This window comes from Streptomyces sp. NPDC049577, from assembly GCF_040675635.1.
Classification (GTDB): Bacteria; Actinomycetota; Actinomycetes; order Streptomycetales; family Streptomycetaceae; genus Streptomyces.
The window spans coordinates 1-21,262 of the sequence record NZ_JBFAPH010000034.1 but is presented as its reverse complement, the minus strand read 5'-3'; the positions used below and the strand labels follow the sequence as shown (position 1 = coordinate 21,262).

Sequence of the window (21,262 nt, the reverse complement as noted above, 5' to 3'; positions counted from 1 at the left end):
GGCAGTCGTTCCGCCGGGGCGATGGGGTACCTCCCATGCCGTTCAGGCAAGGGGGGAGGGTGGGCACAACCCACCCACGGTCCGCACCGGGCAGGCGGGCGCCCGCCCAAAGCGCGGGCAGGTGGGTTCGATCGGTGCGGACCGGCGGTCCGGTTGTGCCCACCCGTGCCGCCCTGCGGCACGACTGCCCACAACCGCGTCGGGTGGCCGCTACCCCACCATCCCCTCGGCCATTTCCTCCGTCAGCTCCGAGAGATTCGACTCCGTGCCCGGAATGCCGAGGTCCTGGGCCCGCTTGTCGGCCATGGCCAGGAGGCGCCGGATCCGTCCGGCGACCGCGTCCTTCGTCAGCGGCGGGTCGGCGAGCGCGCCGAGCTCCTCCAGCGACGCCTGCTTGTGCTCCATCCGCAGCCGCCCGGCCGCCGCGAGGTGCTCGGGCACCTCCTCGCCCAGAATCTCGAGCGCCCGCTGCACCCGCGCCCCCGCGGCCACCGCGGCGCGCGCCGACCGGCGCAGGTTGGCGTCGTCGAAGTTGGCCAGGCGGTTGGCCGTGGCGCGCACCTCGCGGCGCATGCGCCGCTCCTCCCACGCCAGGACGGACTCGTGCGCACCGAGGCGCGTCAACAGCGCGCCGATCGCGTCACCGTCCCGGACGACGACGCGGTCCACTCCGCGGACCTCGCGCGCCTTGGCCGCGATCTGCAGTCTGCGGGCCGCGCCGACCAGGGCCAGGGCCGCCTCGGGGCCCGGGCAGGTCACCTCTAGGGAGGACGAGCGGCCGGGCTCGGTGAGCGAGCCGTGGGCGAGGAAGGCGCCCCGCCAGGCGGCCTCGGCGTCGCAGGTGGCTCCGGAGACGACCTGCGGGGGCAGGCCGCGGATCGGCCGGCCGCGGCCGTCGACCAGGCCGGTCTGGCGCGCCAGCTGGTCACCGCCCGCCACCACCCGCACCACGTACCGGCTGCCCCGGCGCAGCCCGCCGGGGGCCATCACCACCAGGTCGGAGGCGTGCCCGAAGATCTCCAGGATGTCCTTCCGCAGCCGCCGGGCCGCGATCCCGGTGTCCAGCTCCGCCTCGATCACGATGCGCCCGCTGACCAGGTGCAGTCCGCCCGCGAACCGCAGGATGGCCGAGACCTCCGCTTTCCGGCAGCAGGTCCGGGTGACGGGGAGCCGGGAGATTTCGTCCTTCACCGCTGCCGTCATCGCCATGGGCCGATCCTTCCATGCATCCGAAAAATACGGTCGTACGCGGCGGCCAGCAGCTCCGGGTCGTGCGTCGGGGCACCCTTGCCGTCGGCGGCCACCGGCGCCAGCTCGACCGCGGCGCCGAGCCGCTTGGCGGCGTCGGTGAGGGAATCCCGGTCGGGCACGGCGGCCTCGTCGGCCAGCACCACGTCCAGGGCGAGTTTAGGGGCGTGTCGGGCCAAAACCTCCAAATGACGCTGCGGGGAGAAGCCCTCGGTTTCACCCGGCTGCGGCGCAAGGTTCAGCGAGAGCACCCGGCGGGCCTTGGTCTGCTGGAGCGCATCGAGCAGCTCGGGCACCAGCAGGTGCGGGATGACGGAGGAGAACCAGGAGCCCGGCCCGAGGACCACCCAGTCGGCGTCCAGCACGGCCTCGACGGCCTCCGGCACGGCCGGCGGGTCCTCCGGGACGACGTGCACGGACTGCACCTCGCCGGGGGTGAGCGCCACGGTGGCCTGGCCCCGGACGGTGCTGACGGTGTCGGGCTCGGCCGGGTCGTGGCCGCGCACCAGGGCCTGGAGCTCCAGCGGCACGGCGGACATGGGCAGCACCCTGCCGTGCGCGCCGAGCAGCTTGCCGACCAGGTCGAGGGCCTGGACGTGATCGCCGAGCTGCTCCCAGAGGGCCACGATCAGCAGGTTGCCGACGGCATGGCCGTGCAGCTCGCCGCGGCTGACGAAGCGGTGCTGGACGACGCGGGACCAGGTGCGGCCCCAGTCGTCGTCGCCGCAGAGGGCGGCGAGCGCCTTGCGGAGGTCGCCGGGGGGCAGCACGCCCAGCTCGTCGCGGAGCCGGCCGCTGGAGCCGCCGTCGTCGGCGACGGTCACCACGGCCGTCAGGTCACCGGTGATCCGGCGCAGCGCGGCGAGCGAGGCGGACAGGCCGCGGCCGCCGCCGAGCGCGACGACCTTGGGCTGCGCGCGGCGGTGCGGCCGGCCCGCGCGGGCGGCGGCACCCTGCGGGCCGCCGGGGACGAGCCGGCGCACGCGGCGCAGCCGGAAGGAACGGCCGGTCACTCGCGCCCCATGTCCCGGTGGACGACGACGGTCTCGACGCCCTCGGAGACGAGGCGGTGGGCGAGCTTCTCGGACATCGCGACGGAACGGTGCTTGCCGCCGGTGCAGCCGACCGCGATCGTCACGTAGCGCTTGCCCTCGCGGCGGTAGCCGGCGGCGATCAGCTGGAGCAGCTCGGTGTAGCGGTCGAGGAACTCCTTGGCGCCCGGCTGGTTGAAGACGTACCCCGAGACCTCCTCGTTGAGGCCGGTGAAGGGGCGCAGCTCGGGGACCCAGTGCGGGTTGGGCAGGAAGCGGCAGTCGACGACGAGGTCGGCGTCGACCGGCAGGCCGTACTTGTAGCCGAAGGACATCACCGTGGCCCGCAGCTCCGGCTCCTCCTCGCCGGCGAACTGGGCGTCCATCTTGGCGCGCAGCTCGTGGACGTTGAGGCTGGAGGTGTCGATGACCAGGTCGGCGTCGCCGCGCAGCTCGCGCAGCAGGTCCCGCTCGGCCGCGATGCCGTCGACGATGCGGCCGGAGCCCTGCAGCGGGTGCGGGCGGCGCACCGACTCGAAGCGGCGCACGAGGGCGTCGTCGGACGCCTCCAGGAAGATCACCCGGCGCTTGACCTTCTTGGCGGCCAGGTCCGCGAGGGACTCGCGCAGGTTGTCGAAGAAGCGGCGGCCGCGCACGTCGACGACGACGGCGATGCGGGCGACATTGCCCTGCGAGCGGGCGCCGAGGTCGACCATGGTGGGGATGAGGGCCGGCGGCAGGTTGTCCACGACGAACCAGCCGAGGTCCTCCAGACACTTCGCGGCGGTGCTGCGGCCCGCCCCCGACATGCCGGAGATGATCACCAGCTCGGGGATGCCCGCCGTCTCGCCGGTCACATCCGCCGTCGTGCCCGTACTCACCTGTGCTCCGTCCCGTTCGATGCCGTTCATGCCGTTTCCCCCGTTCTGCCGGCGGCGCCGCCGGCGCCGTCCGTTCTTCCATACTGCGGTCTGGACCGTGCTGCCGTGACGCGTACGGCCTCCATCATTCCTCCGCGTCGTCCATGATCTCGCCCGTGGCCATGTTGACGGCCGGGGCGGGCGGTGCCGCGGCGGCGAGAGCGGCGGCGACGGTCTCGGCCGTCTTGCGCCCGATGCCCGGCGTCTCGCAAATCTGTTCGACAGTTGCGGCGCGCAGCCGTTTGAGGGAGCCGAAGTGCTTCAGCAGGGCCTGCTTGCGGGTCTGGCCCAGCCCCGGCACCGTGTCGAGCGGGCTCGCCTTCATGGTCCTGGCGCGCTTGCCCCGCTGGTAGGTGATCGCGAACCGGTGCGCCTCGTCACGGACGCGCTGGAGCAGGTACAGGCCCTCACTGGTGCGCGGGAGGATCACCGGATCGTCCTCGCCGGGCAGCCAGACCTCCTCCAGGCGCTTGGCCAGGCCGCAGACGGCCACATCGGTGACGCCGAGCTCCGCCAGCGCCCGCCCGGCGGCCGCGACCTGCGGCGCACCGCCGTCGACGACGACGAGCTGCGGCGGGTAGGCGAAGCGCCTGGGCCGGCCGTCGTCGTCGAGGCGGCCGCCCTCGACCTCGACGGAGTTCTCCTCCGACCACTCCCCCTCCTTCTGCTTCTCCTGCAGATAGCGGCGGAAGCGCCGGCCGACGACCTCGTGCATCGAGCGGACGTCGTCCTGCCCCTCGAAGGTCTTGATCTGGAAGCGCCGGTACTCGCTCTTGCGGGGCAGCCCGTCCTCGAAGACGACCATGGACGCCACCACGTCCTGGCCCTGGAGGTGGGAGATGTCGAAGCACTCGATGCGCAGCGGCGCGGAGTCCAGCCCGAGGGCCTCGGCGATCTCCTCCAGCGCGCGCGAGCGGGTGGTCAGGTCGGAGGCGCGCTTGGTCTTGTGCAGGACGAGGGCCTGCTGGGCGTTGCGCTGGACCGTGGCCATCAGGTCCTTCTTGTCGCCGCGCTGCGGGATGCGCAGGTCGACGCGGGCGCCGCGGCGGTCGGAGAGCCACTGCTGGACGGGGTCGACCGGCTCGGGCAGGGCGGGGACGAGGACCTCCTTGGGCACGGCGTCGCCGCGCTCCTCCCCGTAGAGCTGCTGGAGGGCGTGCTCGACGAGGCCGGCGGTGTCGACGGCCTCGACCTTGTCCGTCACCCAGCCGCGCTGGCCGCGCACCCGGCCGCCGCGCACGTGGAAGATCTGCACGGCCGCCTCGAGTTCGTCCTCGGCGACGGCGATGAGGTCGGCGTCGGTGGCGTCGGCGAGGACGACGGCGTTCTTCTCCATGGCGCGCTTGAGCGCCTCTATGTCGTCGCGCAGCCGGGCGGCCCGCTCGTACTCCATCTCCTCGGCGGCCTCGTGCATCTGCCGCTCCAGGCGCCGGATGTACGCGCCGGTACGGCCGGCCATGAAGTCGCAGAACTCCTCGGCCAGTTCGCGGTGCTCCTCGGGGCTGACGCGGCCGACGCAGGGGGCCGAGCACTTGCCGATGTAGCCGAGCAGACAGGGGCGGCCGATCTGGGCGGAGCGCTTGAACACCCCGGCCGAGCAGGTGCGCACGGGGAAGACCCGCAGCATCAGGTCGACGGTCTCGCGGATGGCCCACGCGTGGGCGTACGGGCCGAAGTAGCGCACGCCCTTCTTCTTCGGCCCGCGCATGACCTGCACGCGCGGGAACTCCTCGCCCAGGGTGACGGCGAGGGAGGGGTAGCTCTTGTCGTCGCGGTACTTCACGTTGAAGCGCGGGTCGTACTCCTTGATCCAGGAGTACTCGAGCTGCAGCGCCTCGACCTCGGTGGAGACCACGGTCCACTCCACGGAGGAGGCGGTGGTGACCATGGTGCGGGTGCGCGGGTGCAGGCCGGCGAGGTCCTGGAAGTACGAGGAGAGCCGCTGGCGCAGGCTCTTCGCCTTCCCGACGTAGATCACCCGGCCGTGCTCGTCCCGGAATCTGTAGACCCCCGGCGAGTCGGGGATCTGTCCCGGCTTGGGTCGGTAGCTGCTGGGGTCGGCCATGTCACACACCCTACTTGCGGGCACTGACAACTCCATGGTCCGGCCGCCGGCCGGAAACCACCCTCCCGGTGCGGCCCGGGCACGGCTCCGGCCCCGGCAGGGGTGGCTGCCGGGGCCGGAGCGATGGGGGGTGGTTCAGTGGTGCGTGCGCCGGTGCCTGCGGACGGCCACGACGCCCAGGCCGAGGGCCAGGGCGGCGGCGCCGCCCGCGGCGGTGGCGACGGCCGGCGAGCCGTCGTCGTGCGCGGTGCGGGCGGGGGCCGGGGCCGCCGCGGTCCGGTCCGCCGCGTCCGTGCCGCCGGACCGCTCGTCGTAGCCGCCGGCCAGGCCCTTCCCGTCGTACGCGGAGCCGGGCAGCTTGTCGCCGTAGGCCTTGTGGACCCGTTCCCGGTAGGCGTCGACCGTGGTGCCGTGCTCGCCGATCGCGCGGACGGCGTCCGCGTCGAGCGGCAGCACACGGTCGCCGCGCTGGACGTACCAGGCGTCGATCTGCGGCTCGCGGAAGACGGTTCCGCCGTCCAGCTTGTGCGCGCCCTCGGCCGCGTAGCGGGTCTCGTCGTCGCCGGTGGCGATGTTGACGACCTTCCAGCCGCCGCCGGCGGGGGCCGTCCACACCGACGCCTTCCGGCCGTCCGCGGAGACGGCCGTGCTGGCCAGGAAGTCCAGCCGGGCGACGGGCGCGCCCGCCCTGCCCGCCACGAACTCCGGGGAGAGGGTGTAGACGGGCACCGTGGCGCCCTCGATCCTCGGGTGTGCCCGTTCCCGGGCGATCGCGCCGTCCCGGGCGAAGAAGCGGGCGAGCACGTCGAGGTTCGAGGGGGCCGCGGCCGCCGCACGGGCGGCGGCGATCCCGGAGGCCGGCGGCGGGGTGGGGGCCGCCGCCGGAGGCTGTGCGGCGTGCGCGAGCGGGGCCAGCGACAGCAGCCCCGCCGCGAGCGCGCCGGCGGCCGCCGCGCGGGTCGGGTTCCGGTGGGAGTACGTCCGGTCGGTCATGACGTCACGCCCCGATCCCGTAGAGCGAGTGCGTCCAGGAGAACTCGTCGTTGCTGACGTACCAGCTGTGGGCCGCCCAGTTGTAGCGGTCGTTGGACGGCCAGGGGTCGCCCCAGTAGACCCAGGTGTTGGCGTCGTCGTAGCCGTAGACGACGTGCATGTGGCCGCCGCCGGAGGCCCACTCGATGCGGGTCTCGACCGGCCGGCCGTGGTCGATCTCGTTCTTGACGGTCGAGTAGCGCAGCCAGCCGCTCACGTACGAGCCGTGGTTGATGCCGGCCCAGTCGAAGGCGTTCTGCACGTTCCCCAGCGTCGCCTGGTTGTTGGGGCAGGTCGTGCCCTGCTGCCGGTTGAAGGCGGCGTTGCAGAACTGGTTCTGGCTGTAGTTGCGGCCGAGGAACGTGGCGATGGTGTTCCCGGAGGCCGCCCAGCACCAGTTGTTCTTCTGCTGCGCCTGCATGGTGATGTCCAGCCGCTTCGCCGCACGCAGAGCGGGCTGGTCGGACGGACCGCCGGCCGCGGACGCCGTGGTGGGGACGGCGACGAGCAGCGCGGCGGCGAGAGCCGCGGCGACGGAGAGCCGTCTGCCGCGTGGACCGGTCCTGCCGGTCGTCGCCGATGCCGAGGCACGGGTCATGCGTTCCTCCCGTGAAGGGGGGTTGTGGTGGAGGAACGCGTCCGGACGCGTGTGAGGAGCATCGGATGTTGTCGGGACCCGGTCAACCAGCTTCAATACGCCGTGGGACAGCGGTGTGAACGCGGGGCGCCGGCTGTGAACGGCCGGTGCCCGTCGAGGTGGAATGCCGCACTCCCGGCACCCGGGGTCTCGTCAAGCGTTCGTGAATATTCACACGAGGAGCGGACGACGATGGCACGCACCGGCGACCGCGCCACCGAGGCCGAACTGGCCCAGGTACTGCGCACCGGCCCGTTCCACCTGGCCCTGCGCACGGCCCTGGCCGTCCGCGGGCTCGCGCTGCACCGCGTCCGGCACCGGCTCGCCCAGCGGGGCGTGAACGTGGGCGTGACCAGCCTGAGTTACTGGCAGCAGGGTGCCCGCCGGCCCACCCGCGCGGAGTCCTTACGGGCCGTGCGGGTGCTGGAGGAGGTCCTGGACCTGCCGGCGCACGCCCTGACACGGCTGCTGGAACCGGCCGGGCGTACGGAGACCGAGCGGCCGGCCGCGCGCTCGTTCCGCTCCCTGGTCGAGGAGGCCCATGCCGTCGAGCAGCTGCTGGCCGAGCTGGAGACGCCCGCGGACGGCGGGCTGCACACGGTCTGCCACCTGGAACGGGTCCACATCGGGGCCGACCGCCGGCTGCTCGTGCGCGACTCCCAGCACGTCGTGCGCGCGCACCGCGACGGCGTGGACCGCTACCTCGCGATCCACCACGGCGACGCGGGCTGCACCCCGGAGCGGGTGGTCGTCTCGGCCACCGAGAACTGCCGTCTGGGGCGTGTGCGCTGGCACACGGCGGCCGCCGTGCTCGTCGCCGAACTGCTCTTCGACGCGCGGCTGCGGGCCGGCGACACCTACGTCTTCGGCTACCGCTTCGACGACGGCACGGGCGGCCCCAGCACCGAGTACGTGCGCGGCTTCAGCTTCGCGGGCGGCCAGTACGTCCTTCAGGTCCGCTTCGACGAGGCCGCCCTGCCGGTGCGCTGCCGCAGCTTCACCCAGGCGTCGGCGGCGGCCCCGCGCTGCGGCCGGCAGGAGCTGACCCTCACCGGCCGGCACCGGGGGGTGCACCTGGTGGAGCAGGGGGTGCGGCCGGGGCTGCTGGGGATCACCTGGGACTGGTCGTGAGCGGGACCTTTCAGGCCGTGAGCGGGGCCTCTCAGGTCGTGAGCGGGGCCTTTCAGGCGTCCGGGCCGGCGACCAGCTTGCCGCCGGTCTCCTTCACCGGCACCTCCGGCAGCGGCGCGCCCGCCGGGCCCTGGAGCACCTTGCCCGTCTTCGCGTCGAACCTGCTGCCGTGGCAGGGGCAGCTGATCTCGTCGCCCTCGACCTTGTCCACGACGCAGCCGGCGTGCGTGCACACCGCGCTGAACGCCTTGTACCGCCCCTTCGCGGGCTGCACGACGACCAGCTTCTGCTCGCGGTAGAGCTTGGCACCGCCCACCGGCACGTCACCGGCCGCCCCGAGGTCCACCGGCGCGGTGGGCGTGGCGGAACCCTTGGCCCCCGCCCCGTCGCACGCCGCGGCCCCGAGCCCGGCTGCGCCGGCCAGTGCTGCTCCGCGGAGGAGCACGGTACGGCGGGATGCGGGCTGGCTGGTCATGGGTGCTCCGGTGGTACGACGGTGCGGGCGGTGCTGTCGCACCGACGATACTGGGGCTCCCGCAGCGGAAAGGACTCGCCCTCGTGATCGTCGTGGCCGGTGAAGCGTTGATCGACCTGGTGGCCGGTGGGGAGGGCGGTGACGGCGGTCTGCCGGCCCTGCTGCCCCGGCGCGGCGGCGGCCCCTACAACACCGCCGTGGCCCTCGGCCGGCTGGGCTCGCCGGCGGCCTTCTGCTCCCGCGTCTCGACGGACGCGTTCGGCGAGGCGCTGCTGGACGGGCTGCGGGAGGCGGGCGTCGACGTCTCGCTGGTGCAGCGCGGCGGGGAACCGACGACGCTCGCGGTCGCGAACGTCGGCCCCGACGGCTCCGCCCGCTACGGCTTCTACGCGGACGGCACCGCGGACCGGCTCTTCGCCCTCCCCGGCGCCCTGCCGGAGGAGGCCCGCGCCCTGTGCCTGGGCACCTGCTCGCTGGTGCTGGAACCGGGCGCGAGCGCGTACGAGGCGCTGCTGCGCCGGGAGTCAGGCCGGGGCCTGTTCACGCTCCTCGACCCGAACGTCCGCCCCGGCCTCATCCCCGACCCGGACGCCTACCGGGCGCGCTTCCGCTCCTGGCTCCCGTACGTCTCGCTGCTGAAGCTGTCCCGCGAGGACGCCCGGTGGCTCGGCGGCTCCGCCGGGGAGTGGCTGGCGGCAGGCCCGTCGGCGGTCGTCATGACCCACGGCGCGGACGGCCTCACGGTCCACACCCGCGCCGGGGCGACGTACGCGGTGCCGGCCGAACCGGTCTGTCTGCCGGACACGATCGGGGCGGGCGACGCGGTCAACGCCGCGCTGCTGCACCGGTTGTCGTCCGTCCCCTTGGCCTCGCTGGACGAGGCCGGCTGGCGGGACGTCCTCGCGTTCGCCGCGAAGGTGGCGGCGGAGGCATGTGCCGAACGCCGGACGGGCTGACGGAATCAGCCCGTCCGGCGTTCGACGACCGGTCTCAGGCCCGGCGGGCCCGCGCCGCCGTCTTCTTGGCGGGGGTCTTCGCGGTCGCCGTCTTCTTCGCCGGCGCCTTCTTCCTGGCCCGCGCCGGAGGCGCGTCGCTGACGCGCTCCCCCAGCATCTCCCGCAGGAACTTGCCGGTGTGGCTCGCGGGGATCGCAGCGACCTCCTCCGGCGTGCCCTCGGCGACCACGAGACCGCCGCCGGAGCCGCCCTCGGGACCCATGTCGATGACCCAGTCGGCCGTCTTGATCACGTCGAGGTTGTGCTCGATGACGATGACCGTGTTGCCCTTGTCGACCAGGCCCGACAGGACGGAGATCAGCTTGCTGATGTCCTCGAAGTGCAGACCGGTGGTCGGCTCGTCGAGGACGTAGACCGTCCGTCCGGTGGAGCGCTTCTGCAGCTCGCTGGCGAGCTTGACGCGCTGCGCCTCGCCGCCGGAGAGCGTGGGCGCCGACTGCCCGAGGCGGACGTAGCCCAGGCCGACCTCGGTGAGCGTGCGCAGATGGCGCGCGATCGTCGGTACGGCCTCGAAGAAGTCGAGCGCCTCCTCGATCGGCATGTCCAGCACTTCGGCGATCGACTTGCCCTTGTAGTGGACCTCCAGCGTCTCCCGGTTGTAGCGCGCGCCGTGGCAGACCTCGCACGGCACGTACACGTCCGGCAGGAAGTTCATCTCGATCTTGATGGTGCCGTCGCCGGAGCAGTTCTCGCAGCGGCCGCCCTTGACGTTGAAGGAGAAGCGGCCCGGCAGGTAGCCGCGGACCTTCGCCTCCATCGTCTCCGCGAAGAGCTTGCGGATGTGGTCGAAGACGCCCGTGTACGTGGCCGGGTTGGAGCGCGGCGTGCGGCCGATGGGCGACTGGTCGACGTGGACGACCTTGTCGACGAGGTCGTCGCCGTCGACGCGGGTGTGCCGCCCGGGCACCGTGCGGGCGCCCTGGAGCTCGCGCGCGAGGTGTGTGTAGAGGATGTCGTTGACCAGTGTCGACTTCCCGGATCCGGAGACGCCGGTGACGGCGGTGAGCACCCCGAGCGGGAAGGAGACGTCGATGTCCTGGAGGTTGTTCTCGCGGGCGCCGCGCACCACGAGCTGTCGCTCGCCGTCGGTGGGCCGGCGGGCGGCGGGGATGGCGATGGACCGCTTGCCGGACAGGTACTGCCCGGTCATCGAGGACTCGGTGCGCAGCAGCTCCTTCAGGGGGCCGCTGTGGACGACCTTGCCGCCGTGCTCGCCGGCGCCGGGGCCGATGTCGACGACCCAGTCGGCGACCTTGATGGTGTCCTCGTCGTGCTCGACGACGATGAGCGTGTTGCCCATGTCGCGCAGGCGGACGAGCGTCTCGATGAGGCGGTGGTTGTCGCGCTGGTGCAGGCCGATGGAGGGCTCGTCCAGCACGTAGAGCACGCCGACCAGGCCGGAGCCGATCTGGGTGGCGAGGCGGATGCGCTGGGCCTCGCCGCCGGAGAGCGTGCCGGCGGCGCGGTTGAGCGAGAGGTAGTCCAGGCCGACGTCGACGAGGAAGCGCAGCCGCTCGTTGACCTCCTTGAGGACCCGCTCGGCGATCTTCTTCTCGCGGCCGGTCAGCGTCATGCCGCGGAGGAAGTCGGCGCACTCGCTGATGGACATCGCGGAGACCTCGGCGATGGAGCGGCCCTGCACGGTGACCGCGAGGACGATCGGCTTGAGCCGGGTGCCCTCGCAGGTCGGGCAGGGGACCTCCCGCATGTAGCCCTCGAAGCGCTCGCGGCTGGCGTCGCTCTCGGCCTCGGAGTGGCGCCGCTTGACGAACGGCACGGCGCCCTCGAAGGAGGTGGTGTAGGCGCGCTCACGGCCGTAGCGGTTGCGGTAGCGGACCTCGATCTGGGTGCGGTGGCCGTTCAGCAGGGCCTTCCGGGCGCGCTGCGGCAGGCCGGCCCAGGGGATGTCGGTGCGGAAGCCGAGCTCGTCGGCGAGGGCGCCGACCAGGCGGTTGAAGTAGTCCTTGGTGTGGCCGTGCGACCAGGGGCTGATGGCGCCCTCGTCCAGCGACTTGTCCGGGTCGGGGACGATCAGCTCGGGGTCGACCTCCATGCGGGTGCCGATGCCGGTGCAGTCGGGGCAGGCGCCGAACGGCGAGTTGAAGGAGAAGGAGCGCGGCTCCAGCTCCTCGAAGGACAGGTCGTCGTACGGGCAGTAGAGGTGCTCGGAGTACATCCGCTCACGCTCCGGGTCGTCCTCGGCGAGGTCGACGAAGTCGAGGATGACCATGCCGCCGGACAGGCCCAGCGCGGTCTCGACCGAGTCGGTCAGCCGGCGCTTGGCGCTCTCCTTGACGGTGAGGCGGTCGACGACCACCTCGATGGTGTGCTTCTCCTGCTTCTTGAGCTTGGGCGGGTCGGAGAGCTGGATCGTCTCGCCGTCGACCCGGGCCCGGCTGTAGCCCTTGGTCTGGAGGTCGGAGAAGAGGTCGACGAACTCGCCCTTGCGCTCGCGCACCAGCGGCGAGAGCACCTGGAAGCGGCTGCCCTCGGGCAGCTCCAGCACCCTGTCCACGATCGCCTGCGGCGACTGCCGGGAGATGGGGCGCGCGCACTCGGGGCAGTGCGGCTTGCCGATCCGGGCGAAGAGCAGACGGAGGTAGTCGTAGACCTCGGTGATGGTGCCGACCGTCGAGCGCGGGTTGCGCGAGGTCGACTTCTGGTCGATGGAGACGGCCGGGGACAGGCCCTCGATGAAGTCGACGTCGGGCTTGTCCATCTGGCCCAGGAACTGGCGGGCGTAGGAGGAGAGCGACTCGACGTAGCGGCGCTGCCCCTCGGCGAAGATCGTGTCGAACGCGAGGGAGGACTTGCCCGAGCCCGAGAGACCCGTGAAGACGATGAGGGAGTCACGCGGAAGGTCGAGCGAGACGTTCTTGAGGTTGTGCTCGCGAGCGCCACGGACGATGAGACGGTCTGTCACGCCGGTCGGCACCTTTCTTGAGAGTCGGCCCGAAACAGCTCGGGGGCTGGGCCGCGCCCCTCGACCCAGGGTACGGGGAGCGTCGGACACACGGATGGCGTACGAGATGCCACCCACGACCATATAGCACGCACATTCGATTTACGGGCGGAGTGTGACAGCTTCACCCGGACGAGTGGCGCGACTATCGTCGGCCGCATGATTGATCACGTGCGTGACCTGGCCTCCTTGCAGGCGGCGACCGAGCGGCTGCTCGCCGCGGTCGGCAAGCTGGACAACGCGGCTCTCGCCGAGCCGTCACGGCTGCCCGGCTGGAGCCGCGGGCACCTCCTCGCCCACCTGGCCCGCAACGCGGACGCCCTGGTGAACGTGCTGACCGGCCGGCCCATGTACGTCAGCGCCGAGGCCCGCGACGCCGACATCGAGCGCGACGCGCCCCGCCCCCTGCACGTGCACCTCGCCGACCTGCGGGAAAGCGCCGCCCGCTTCGAGGACACGGCCGCCGCCCCGGCCGACTGGACCCGCACGGTCACCCTGCGCAACGGTGTGACCGACGTGGCCGCGCGCGTGCCCTTCCGGCGCCTGGTCGAGATCGAGGTGCACCACGTCGACCTCGGGATCGGCTACGAGCTGGAGGACCTCGCGGACGACTTCGTCGCGCGCGAGATCGACTTCCTCGCGGACCGCTTCTCCGGCAACCCGGGCGTCCCGGCGCTGCGGCTGGTCGCGACCGCGGACGGGCCCGGGGGAGCCCAGTGGCGCAGCGGCCGCGCGGAGGGCGAGCCCCTGGTCGTCTCCGGGCCCGCCGCCGAGCTGATGGGCTGGCTCGCCGGCCGGCGCGACGGCGCGGCGCTGGAACGCGCCGGCGGACCGCTGCCCGCGCTGCCCCCGCTATAGGGTGGAGATCATGACGTACACCGGAGCGGTGAAGGTCGGCGGACCCGCCGACGTACACGAGTTGACCGACTTGATGATCTCCAAGGTCGCCGTCGGCCCGATGGACAACAACGCCTATCTGCTGCGTTGTCGCGCGACGGACGAGCAGCTGCTCATCGACGCCGCCGCCGAGCCGCGGACGCTGCTCAACCTGATCGGTGACAGCGGCATCGCCTCCGTCGTCACCACCCACCGGCACCAGGACCACTGGAACGCCCTGCGTGAGGTCGTGGACGCCACCGGCGCCCGCACCTACGCGGGCCGCTTCGACGCCGAGGGCATCCCCGTGCCCACCGACGTGCTCGTCGAGGACGGCGACACGATCCGCGTCGGCCGCGTCGAACTCACCGCGCGCCACCTGGTCGGGCACACGCCGGGCAGCATCGCGCTGGTCTACGACGACCCGCACGGCCACGCGCACGTCTTCACGGGCGACTGCCTCTTCCCGGGCGGCGTGGGCAACACCCACAAGGACCCCGAGGCCTTCGCGCGCCTGATCGACGACGTGGAGACCAAGATCTTCGGCGAGCTCTCCGACGAGACCTGGGTCTACCCCGGCCACGGCAACGACACCACCCTGGGCGCCGAGCGCCCGCACCTGGCGGAGTGGCGCGAGCGCGGCTGGTAGACGGCCGACCCTCCGGCACCCCGGCCGGCGGGGGTCGCACCCGTCCGTCACACCCGGCGGACGACCGGATTCCGGTGCGCCCCCGCCAACGCCTCCGTACGCCCCGCGACCCCCGTACCCAGGACCTCCCGGGGAAGTTGGGCAGTACATGCACCGTGATCCCACCCCGGCCGGGCCCCCCGCCATGCTCCGGCTCGCGGCGGCCTCCCTGGCGGGCACCGCGATCGAGTTCTACGACTTCTTCGCCTACGGCACCGCGGCGGCGCTCGTGCTCGGCCCGCTGTTCTTCCCCACTGTCTCCCCCCTCCTCGGCACGCTCGCCGCGTTCGGCACGTTCGGCGTCGGCTTCATCGCCCGCCCCCTGGGCTCCGTCCTCTTCGGGCACATCGGCGACCGGCACGGCAGGCGGCCCGTCCTCATCGCCTCCCTGCTGCTGACCGGCCTCGCGACCGTCGCGGTGGGCCTGGTGCCCACCTACGCGCGCCTCGGCATCGGCGCCCCTCTGCTCCTCCTGGTACTGCGCTTCCTCCAGGGCCTCGGCCTGGGCGGCGAATGGGGCGGCGCGGTGCTGCTCACCGCCGAGCACGCCCCCGCGCACCGCCGCGTGCTGTGGACGAGCTTCCCCCAGGTCGGCCCGTCCGTCGGCTTCGTCCTCGCCAACGGCATCACCCTCACCCTGTCGGCCACCCTCTCCGACGCGGAGTTCCTCTCCTGGGGCTGGCGGGTGCCCTTCTGGGCCGCGGGCGTACTGGCCCTGGCCGGGCTGTTGTTGCGCGCGCAGCTCGCCGAGACCCCGGCCTTCCGCGAGCTGGCCGAGAAGGAGGACCGCGCGTCCCTGCCGCTCGTCGAGGTCCTGCGCCGCCACTGGCGGCTGCTCCTGCTCACCGCCGGCGGCCTGTCGGTCGGTTACTCGCTCTTCTACACGATCACCACCTGGTCCCTCTCGTACGGCACCGAACGCCTGGGCCTGGACCGGACGATGATGCTGGGCTGCATCATGGTCGCGGTCGCCGCCTCCGGCGCGGCCACCCCGCTGGTGGCCCTGTTCGCCGACCGCATGGGGCGCCGCCCGCTGTGCCTGGCCGGCTGCGCCGCCCTGGCGCTGTGGATGTTCCCGCTGATCGGTCTGCTGCGCACCGGACGCCCGGGGCTGATGCTGCTGGGCTTCGGCGTGGCCATGCTGGCCTTCACCACCGCCTTCGCCGTCGTCGGCGCGTACCTGCCCGAGCTGTACGAGCCCCGGATCCGCTGTACGGGCGCGGCCGTCGGCTACAACCTGGCGGGGGTGCTGGGCGGCGCCGTGACCCCGCTGGTCGCCACCGCGCTGGCCCGCGGCGACGGGACGCCCTGGGCGGTCGCCGTCTATCTGACCGCCGTCGCCGTGCTCAGCCTGGGCTGTTTCCTGCTGCTCCCGGAAACCCGCCCCTCGCCGGCCGCCCGGCCGGCGGCCCCGGACGCCGCGCCCGCCTGACCACGTGCCCACCTGACCACGTGCCCGCCGCTTGCCTGCCCCCCCGCTCGGCCGCCGGCCCGTGCCCTCCGGACCGGCCGTCAGCGGCGGGCGCTCTCCGACTCCCGTTCGCCGGCCGCCTTTGACGCCTGCGCGGCCTGCTCCTCCTTGCGGGAGGCGCGCAGGCTGGTGAGGGTCGTGACGACCAGGACCACGCAGATGACGCCGAGCGAGACCGGGATGCTGATCTCGGGCACGGCCACGCCGCTCTCGTGCAGGGCGTGCAGCACGAGCTTGACGCCGATGAAGCCGAGGATGACCGAGAGCCCGTACGACAGGTGCACCAGCTTGCGCAGCAGGCCGCCTATCAGGAAGTACAGCTGCCGGAGGCCCATCAGCGCGAAGGCGTTGGCGGTGAAGACGATGTACGGGTCCTGGGTGAGGCCGAAGATCGCCGGTATGGAGTCGAGGGCGAAGAGCACGTCCGTGGTGCCGATCGCGAGCATGACGACCAGCATCGGCGTCATCAGCCGCCGGCCGTTCTCGGCGATGAAGAGCCGGGTGCCGTGATAGCGGTCGGTGGAGGGGAAGCGCCGCTCGATCGCCTTCAGGAAGCGGTTCTCCTCGTAGGCCTCGTCCACCTCGTCGGCCCGCGCCTCCTGGATGAGCTTCCAGGCGGTCCAGATGAGGAAGGCGCCGAACAGGTAGAAGATCCAGGAGAAGTTGGCGATGATCGCCGCTCCGGCGGCGATGAAGCCGGCCCGCAGGACCAGCGCGATGAGCACACCGACCATCAGCACCCGCTGCTGGTAGACGGACGGCACCGCGAACTTCGCCATGATCAGCACGAAGACGAAGAGGTTGTCGACGCTCAGCGACTTCTCGGTGATGAATCCGGCGAAGAACTCCCCGGCCGGCTGCCCGCCGCCGAAGACGAGCAGACCGAGCCCGAAGAGCCCGGCCAGCACAATCCAGACCGCCGTCCAGATCCCCGCTTCCTTGAGGGAGACCTCGTGCGGCTTGCGGCCGCCGATGAAGAAGTCGGCGGCGATGAGGGCGCACAAGCCGACGATGGTCAGGGTCCACAGGGTCAGGGAAACGTCCACCGGTCCTCCGGCCTCTCGTGCGGCGGCGCTGCGTACGCCAACGTTGAGCGTCGTCTCCCACGAGAGTACAGGAAGAACCAAGAACCGGTAAAGGGATTACCAAGTGCCCTGGTCGGCGCCCCCGCGGCGATCCCCGGCCCGGCCTCTGCCGGCCCGTCAGATCCCGTACGCCCGCCGTGCCTGCCCCACTTGCCGCAGCACCTGACGCAGCACCTCGCTGCCCGCGGGCACCAGCGCCGGCTCGTACGTCCAGGCGTGCCCCACCCAGGGATCGGCGAGGTGGTCGTCGGGCACCGGCGTGACGCGCAGCAGGGCGCGCCACAGCGGATCGAGGACGGGCCCGTACGCCCGCGCGTCCTCCCGGTCGGCGACCATCATCAGATGGACCCCCACCGACGGCCCCTCGTCGGCGAGGTAGCGCAGCTGGGTGACGGAACGGTCGTCGAAGCCGTGCGGGAAGTCGTTGACGACGAGCAGCTGCTGGGCCGTGTCGAGGTCGGGCGGCAGCGAGTCGAGCGCTCCGTTGCGCACGGCCATCTGCACGAGGTCGACGCGGCGCGTCAGCTGCTCCAGCGTCTCGGTCACGCCCCGGGCCCCCGCCGCCGGCGGCTCACGGAGGGCACCGGGCTCCAGCAGCGGCGCCAGGGCGGCGCCGGCCGATCCGGCCGGGTCGATGACGTGCAGGCCGTAGTCGCCGACGGGGTGGACGGCCAGCAGCCGCACGGCGTGCGCGACGGCGCACTCGACGGCGAGACGGCGCAGCTCCGTGGAGTCCGGCACGGCCGCCTCGCGCCCCAGACCGGCGCGGCCGCTGTCGATCCACAGGCCCCGTTGCAGCGGCAGCCGCACCAGCATGGGGATGCGCAGGTCGGTGCGCTCGGGCAGGTGCAGATCGCCCAGCCGCAGCGCCATCGGCGTCTCCAGGGGGATCTGGTAGCCGTGCCAGACAGGGCTGTCCCAGCGGGCGTAGGCGGGCGGCAGGGCGTGCTCGACGACCTCGGCCTCGGCAACGAGCTGGGCGAGGTCGCGGTCGAGGGCGGCGCGCGCCTGGTCGACCAGCTCCGCGCGCTTGGCGCGGGCCCCCTGGCGCACGGCGTCCGCGGCCGGCCCGACCCGGGTGCCCGGGTCGGAGAGCACCCGGTCCAGCTCCTGCTCGAACCGGGACTCGGCGAAGTCGACCGCGCTGCGGTAGGCGGCCGCCGAGCGTGCCAGGTCCTCGAACATGCCCCAGACCTGGTTGTAGAGCCGCTCCTCCATGCTCCAGCCGGTGGCGTCGCCGGCCACGGGCCCGCTCGGCCCCTCCGGCGCGGAAGGGGCGTCCGTTGCGGCCGGCCCGCCGGGCGTGGCCGGCGTGGCGGGTGTGGGGCGGCGGCCCGGGTGCTGATAGCTGATGGGGCCCGCCGAGGGCTGCCGTGCCGCCGGTACGGGGTCCTGCGCGGGATCCTGCGCGGCGTCCTGCCCCGCGGGCTCCTGCGCGGGCGTCTCGGCAGCGGTACGGCCGGCCGGGGCGTCGCCCGCCACCGGCCGGCCGGCGGGCGTTCCGCCGGCCGTGGCCAGCCTGCGGGCGGCGTTCTCGTCGGCGGCGCGCCGCTCCGGCGCCGGGGCGACCGCACGGGCCAGGCCCGAGGCCACGGCCCGCTCGATCTCCGCCGCCAGTTCTCCTGCCGCGCCGAGGCCCTGGTCGTGCAGGAGCGCGGCGAGGCCGCCCGCGTAGCCCTGGCCCACGGCGCGCACCTTCCAGGCGCTCTGCCTGCGGTACAGCTCGAGCGCCACGACCGCCGACTCCGCGCCGAGTCCGGTCACGGTGTAGCTGACCAGCTCCGCGCCGTCGAGACCGGTCACGACCAGGTGCGGGGCGGCGGTCGCCCCGAAGGAGGCCGGGCCACCCGTACCGGACGGCAGCGCGAGGAGGACGTGGACCCGGTGGACGGCGTCCGGCAGGGCCTCCAGGTCGACAGCCAGCCGGTGCTCGGCCGCCGCCTGCCGGGAGACCTCCAGGCCGGGCAGGCGCGGGGCGGCGGGATGCGCGACCCCCTGGGCGTCGGAGATCCTGCCGTCCTCGTCCCCGAGGGTCGCCCCGGCCACCATCGGCCGGTCCGCCGTGACCCGGATCTCCAGCCGGCTCTCGGACAGCGGGTGGTTCTGCCCCCGCACCAGCTCGGCCGTCATCGCCGCTCCCCCTCGTTCGTGTCATCCGCTCGCCGCGCCGCCACGGGCCCGGCGGACGTCCTCCGCCGGGCCCGTGGCCGTACCGCGCGTGCGCCGCACCGCTCGTGTGCCGTGCGTACGCCGTTTTTACCTGATCAGAGGACTGCCTGGATCTCCGTCAGCAGGTCCTGGAAGGTCCGGCCGTTGGCCGGAGTGCCGATGGCGGTCATCTGCCAGCCGTTGCCGACGCGGTGCACCTTGGCCATGATCTGCGCGGTGTAGGGGCCGCCGCCGTCGAGGGTGTAGCGGGCCAGCTCCTGGCCGGTGGTCTCGTCGACCAGGCGGCAGAAGGCGTTGCGCACCTCGGCGAAGGTCTGGCCGGTGAAGGAGTTCACCGTGAAGACGATCTGGTTGATGTGCACGGGGACACGCTGGAGGTCGACGAGGATCGACTCGTCGTCACCGCCCTGGCCGGCGCCGCCGACCAGGTTGTCGCCGGTGTGACGCACCGAGCCGTCCTTGCTCACCAGCTGCTGGAAGAAGGCGACGTCGACCGGCTGCTTGTCGGCGAAGAGCACCGCCGAAGCGTCGAGGTCGATCTCCCTGGTGCGCGACCCGAACAGTCCGCGGCGGGGGGCCGCCTGCCAGCCCAGCCCCATCCGCACCGCGGTCAGGGTGCCCCCGTCGGCCTTCTGCAGGCTGATTCCCTGGCCCTTGGACAAGTTGACTGTCACGCGCAGTCCCTTCTCGTTTCGAACGTCCCCGTGGCCGCGCGTCGCGCGGCCCCGCTCGTACGACCCTATGCACTGGCGTGCAGCCGCCGCCCACCCGGAGGGGGGTTTGTGGCGGTCTTGCAACATGCCCGGCACCACGTCAGGCCAGGCCGGCCTCCCGCATCTGCCGCAGCTCCTTCTTCAACTCGCTCACCTCGTCGCGCAGGCGGGCGGCGACCTCGAACTGCAGCTCCGCGGCAGCCGCCCGCATACGGTCGGTCATCTCCTCGATGAGCTGCGCCAGTTCGGTGGCGGGACGGTCCGTGGGCACGGCGGCCCCGGCCTTGGCCGCCTTCCCGGCCTTGGCCTTGGACCTGCCCTTGCCGCCCGCGGCCGCGGGGGCGGCTGCCCCGGCCTTCTCGCCCTTGTCGCCCTTGTCGGTCTTGCGGTAGCCCGTTCCCAGCAGCTCCTGGGTGTCGATCTCCTCACGGGCGAGCGAGGCGACGATGTCGCCGATCTTCTTCCGCAGCGGCTGCGGGTCGATGCCGCGCTCCTTGTTGTACGCGATCTGCTTCGCGCGGCGGCGGTTGGTCTCGTCGATGGCCTTCTCCATCGCCGGAGTGACCTTGTCGGCGTACATATGGACCTGGCCGGAGACGTTGCGCGCCGCGCGGCCGATGGTCTGGATCAGCGACGTGCCCGACCGGAGGAAACCCTCCTTGTCGGCGTCGAGGATGGCCACCAGGGACACCTCGGGCAGGTCGAGACCCTCGCGCAGCAGGTTGATGCCGACCAGGACGTCGTACTCGCCGGCCCGCAGCTCTCGCAGCAGCTCCACACGGCGCAGGGTGTCGACGTCGCTGTGCAGATAGCGCACCTGGATGCCGAGCTCCAGGAAGTAGTCCGTGAGGTCCTCGGCCATCTTCTTGGTCAGGGTGGTGACCAGGACGCGCTCGTCCTTCTCGGTCCGCTTGCGGATCTCGTGCACGAGGTCGTCGATCTGACCCTCCGTGGGCTTGACGACCACCTCGGGGTCGACCAGGCCGGTCGGCCGGATGATCTGCTCGACGAAGCCGTCGGAGCGCGACAGCTCGTACGGGCCGGGAGTCGCCGAGAGGTAGACCGTCTGCCCGATGCGCTCGGTGAACTCCTCCCACTTCAGCGGCCGGTTGTCCATGGCCGACGGCAGGCGGAAGCCGTGCTCGACCAGGGTGCGCTTGCGGGAGGCGTCGCCCTCGTACATCGCGCCGATCTGCGGGACCGTGACGTGCGACTCGTCGATGACGAGCAGGAAGTCCTCGGGGAAGTAGTCCAGCAGGGTGTTCGGCGGGGAGCCGGGCTCGCGGTCGTCCATGTGCAGCGAATAGTTCTCGATGCCGGAGCAGGAGCCGACCTGGCGCATCATCTCGATGTCGTACGTGGTGCGCATGCGCAGCCGCTGGGCCTCCAGGAGCTTGCCCTGCTTCTCCAGCTGGGCCAGGCGCTCCTCCAGCTCCCGCTCGATGCCCGCGATGGCCTTCTCCATCCGCTCGGCACCGGCGATGTAGTGGCTGGCGGGGAAGACGTAGAGCTCCTGGTCGTCGGAGATGACCTCGCCGGTGAGCGGGTGGAGCGTGGACAGCGCCTCGATCTCGTCGCCGAACATCTCGATCCGGACGGCCAGTTCCTCGTAGACCGGGAAGATCTCGATGGTGTCACCGCGGACCCGGAAGGTGCCCCGGGTGAAGGCGGCCGCCAGGCCTCAGGACGCGGGCGGTCTCCCGCGCGAAGGCGTCCAGGTCGCGGAAGTGCTGGGCGGCCTCG

General features: G+C 72.7%; 16 protein-coding genes and 2 pseudogenes. 5 read left to right on the top strand and 13 right to left on the bottom strand.

Going from position 1 to position 21,262, the window contains the following annotated elements; translation table 11 throughout:
• Positions 1 to 210: 210 nt before the first annotated feature.
• From whiA to AB0K09_RS07050, 6 genes are all read right to left on the bottom strand, one after another.
• Positions 211 to 1,209: a DNA-binding protein WhiA gene (gene whiA, locus AB0K09_RS07075; protein WP_366064266.1), complete on the bottom strand. Its 999-nt coding sequence runs from the start codon at positions 1,207 to 1,209 to the stop codon at positions 211 to 213.
• Positions 1,200 to 2,261, bottom strand: coding sequence for a uridine diphosphate-N-acetylglucosamine-binding protein YvcK (gene yvcK / locus AB0K09_RS07070; protein WP_366064265.1), 1,062 nt, complete (start codon positions 2,259 to 2,261; stop codon positions 1,200 to 1,202). The genes whiA and yvcK overlap by 10 nt, the downstream gene beginning before the upstream one ends.
• Positions 2,258 to 3,190: an RNase adapter RapZ gene (gene rapZ / locus AB0K09_RS07065; RefSeq protein ID WP_366064264.1), complete on the bottom strand. Its 933-nt coding sequence runs from the start codon at positions 3,188 to 3,190 to the stop codon at positions 2,258 to 2,260. The genes yvcK and rapZ overlap by 4 nt, the downstream gene beginning before the upstream one ends.
• A gap of 94 nt (positions 3,191 to 3,284) precedes the next feature.
• Positions 3,285 to 5,264 (bottom strand): excinuclease ABC subunit UvrC, encoded by a 1,980-nt coding sequence (gene uvrC, locus AB0K09_RS07060; RefSeq protein WP_366064263.1) that lies wholly within the window; start codon positions 5,262 to 5,264, stop codon positions 3,285 to 3,287.
• A gap of 135 nt (positions 5,265 to 5,399) precedes the next feature.
• A complete protein-coding gene (locus tag AB0K09_RS07055; RefSeq protein WP_366064262.1) occupies positions 5,400 to 6,257 on the bottom strand; it encodes a hypothetical protein in 858 nt (285 codons plus the stop codon).
• Positions 6,258 to 6,261: 4 nt separating this feature from the next.
• Entirely contained in the window at positions 6,262 to 6,894 is a 633-nt protein-coding gene (locus AB0K09_RS07050) for a papain-like cysteine protease family protein (RefSeq protein WP_366064261.1), read from the bottom strand.
• 231 nt (positions 6,895 to 7,125) lie between these two features.
• On the opposite strand from AB0K09_RS07050, the gene AB0K09_RS07045 reads away from it, so the two are divergent.
• The gene (locus tag AB0K09_RS07045) at positions 7,126 to 8,064 is read left to right on the top strand and encodes a hypothetical protein (RefSeq protein WP_366064260.1); all 939 of its coding nucleotides are present in this window, start codon (positions 7,126 to 7,128) and stop codon (positions 8,062 to 8,064) included.
• A 52-nt stretch (positions 8,065 to 8,116) separates the two neighbouring features.
• Here the strand turns inward: AB0K09_RS07045 and AB0K09_RS07040 are convergent, their stop codons facing one another.
• Positions 8,117 to 8,539, bottom strand: coding sequence for a Rieske (2Fe-2S) protein (locus tag AB0K09_RS07040; RefSeq protein ID WP_366064259.1), 423 nt, complete (start codon positions 8,537 to 8,539; stop codon positions 8,117 to 8,119).
• An 83-nt stretch (positions 8,540 to 8,622) separates the two neighbouring features.
• Between AB0K09_RS07040 and AB0K09_RS07035 the strand changes: the two genes are divergently transcribed.
• Positions 8,623 to 9,495 carry a carbohydrate kinase gene (locus AB0K09_RS07035; RefSeq protein ID WP_366064258.1) on the top strand — a complete coding sequence of 291 codons (873 nt, stop codon included), beginning with the start codon at positions 8,623 to 8,625 and terminating at the stop codon, positions 9,493 to 9,495.
• A gap of 34 nt (positions 9,496 to 9,529) precedes the next feature.
• Here the strand turns inward: AB0K09_RS07035 and uvrA are convergent, their stop codons facing one another.
• Complete coding sequence (uvrA, locus tag AB0K09_RS07030; RefSeq protein WP_366064257.1) at positions 9,530 to 12,478, bottom strand: excinuclease ABC subunit UvrA; 2,949 nt, start codon at positions 12,476 to 12,478, stop codon at positions 9,530 to 9,532.
• Between the two features lie 198 nt (positions 12,479 to 12,676).
• Here uvrA and AB0K09_RS07025 point away from each other — a divergent pair, with 198 nt between their 5' ends.
• The 3 genes from AB0K09_RS07025 (at position 12,677) to AB0K09_RS07015 (ending at position 15,513) form a co-directional block, all read left to right on the top strand.
• Positions 12,677 to 13,375 (top strand): maleylpyruvate isomerase family mycothiol-dependent enzyme, encoded by a 699-nt coding sequence (locus tag AB0K09_RS07025; protein ID WP_366064256.1) that lies wholly within the window; start codon positions 12,677 to 12,679, stop codon positions 13,373 to 13,375.
• Between the two features lie 10 nt (positions 13,376 to 13,385).
• Positions 13,386 to 14,042, top strand: coding sequence for an MBL fold metallo-hydrolase (locus AB0K09_RS07020; RefSeq protein ID WP_366064255.1), 657 nt, complete (start codon positions 13,386 to 13,388; stop codon positions 14,040 to 14,042).
• Positions 14,043 to 14,226: 184 nt separating this feature from the next.
• Positions 14,227 to 15,513, top strand: a complete 1,287-nt coding sequence (locus AB0K09_RS07015; protein ID WP_366064273.1) for an MFS transporter — start codon at positions 14,227 to 14,229, stop codon at positions 15,511 to 15,513.
• A gap of 80 nt (positions 15,514 to 15,593) precedes the next feature.
• Here AB0K09_RS07015 and AB0K09_RS07010 read toward each other — a convergent pair whose 3' ends face one another.
• The 5 genes and pseudogenes from AB0K09_RS07010 to AB0K09_RS06990 all read right to left on the bottom strand — a co-directional run.
• Positions 15,594 to 16,598, bottom strand: coding sequence for a TerC family protein (locus tag AB0K09_RS07010; protein ID WP_366064254.1), 1,005 nt, complete (start codon positions 16,596 to 16,598; stop codon positions 15,594 to 15,596).
• Between the two features lie 156 nt (positions 16,599 to 16,754).
• Positions 16,755 to 18,767, bottom strand: coding sequence for a TerD family protein (locus AB0K09_RS07005; protein WP_366064253.1), 2,013 nt, complete (start codon positions 18,765 to 18,767; stop codon positions 16,755 to 16,757).
• A 134-nt stretch (positions 18,768 to 18,901) separates the two neighbouring features.
• Entirely contained in the window at positions 18,902 to 19,480 is a 579-nt protein-coding gene (locus tag AB0K09_RS07000; protein ID WP_366064252.1) for a TerD family protein, read from the bottom strand.
• A gap of 139 nt (positions 19,481 to 19,619) precedes the next feature.
• Positions 19,620 to 21,188, bottom strand: a pseudogene (uvrB, locus tag AB0K09_RS06995) (excinuclease ABC subunit UvrB); the annotation flags it as partial.
• Positions 21,184 to 21,262: pseudogene (locus AB0K09_RS06990) on the bottom strand (methyltransferase domain-containing protein); the annotation flags it as partial. The pseudogenes uvrB and AB0K09_RS06990, both read right to left, overlap by 5 nt.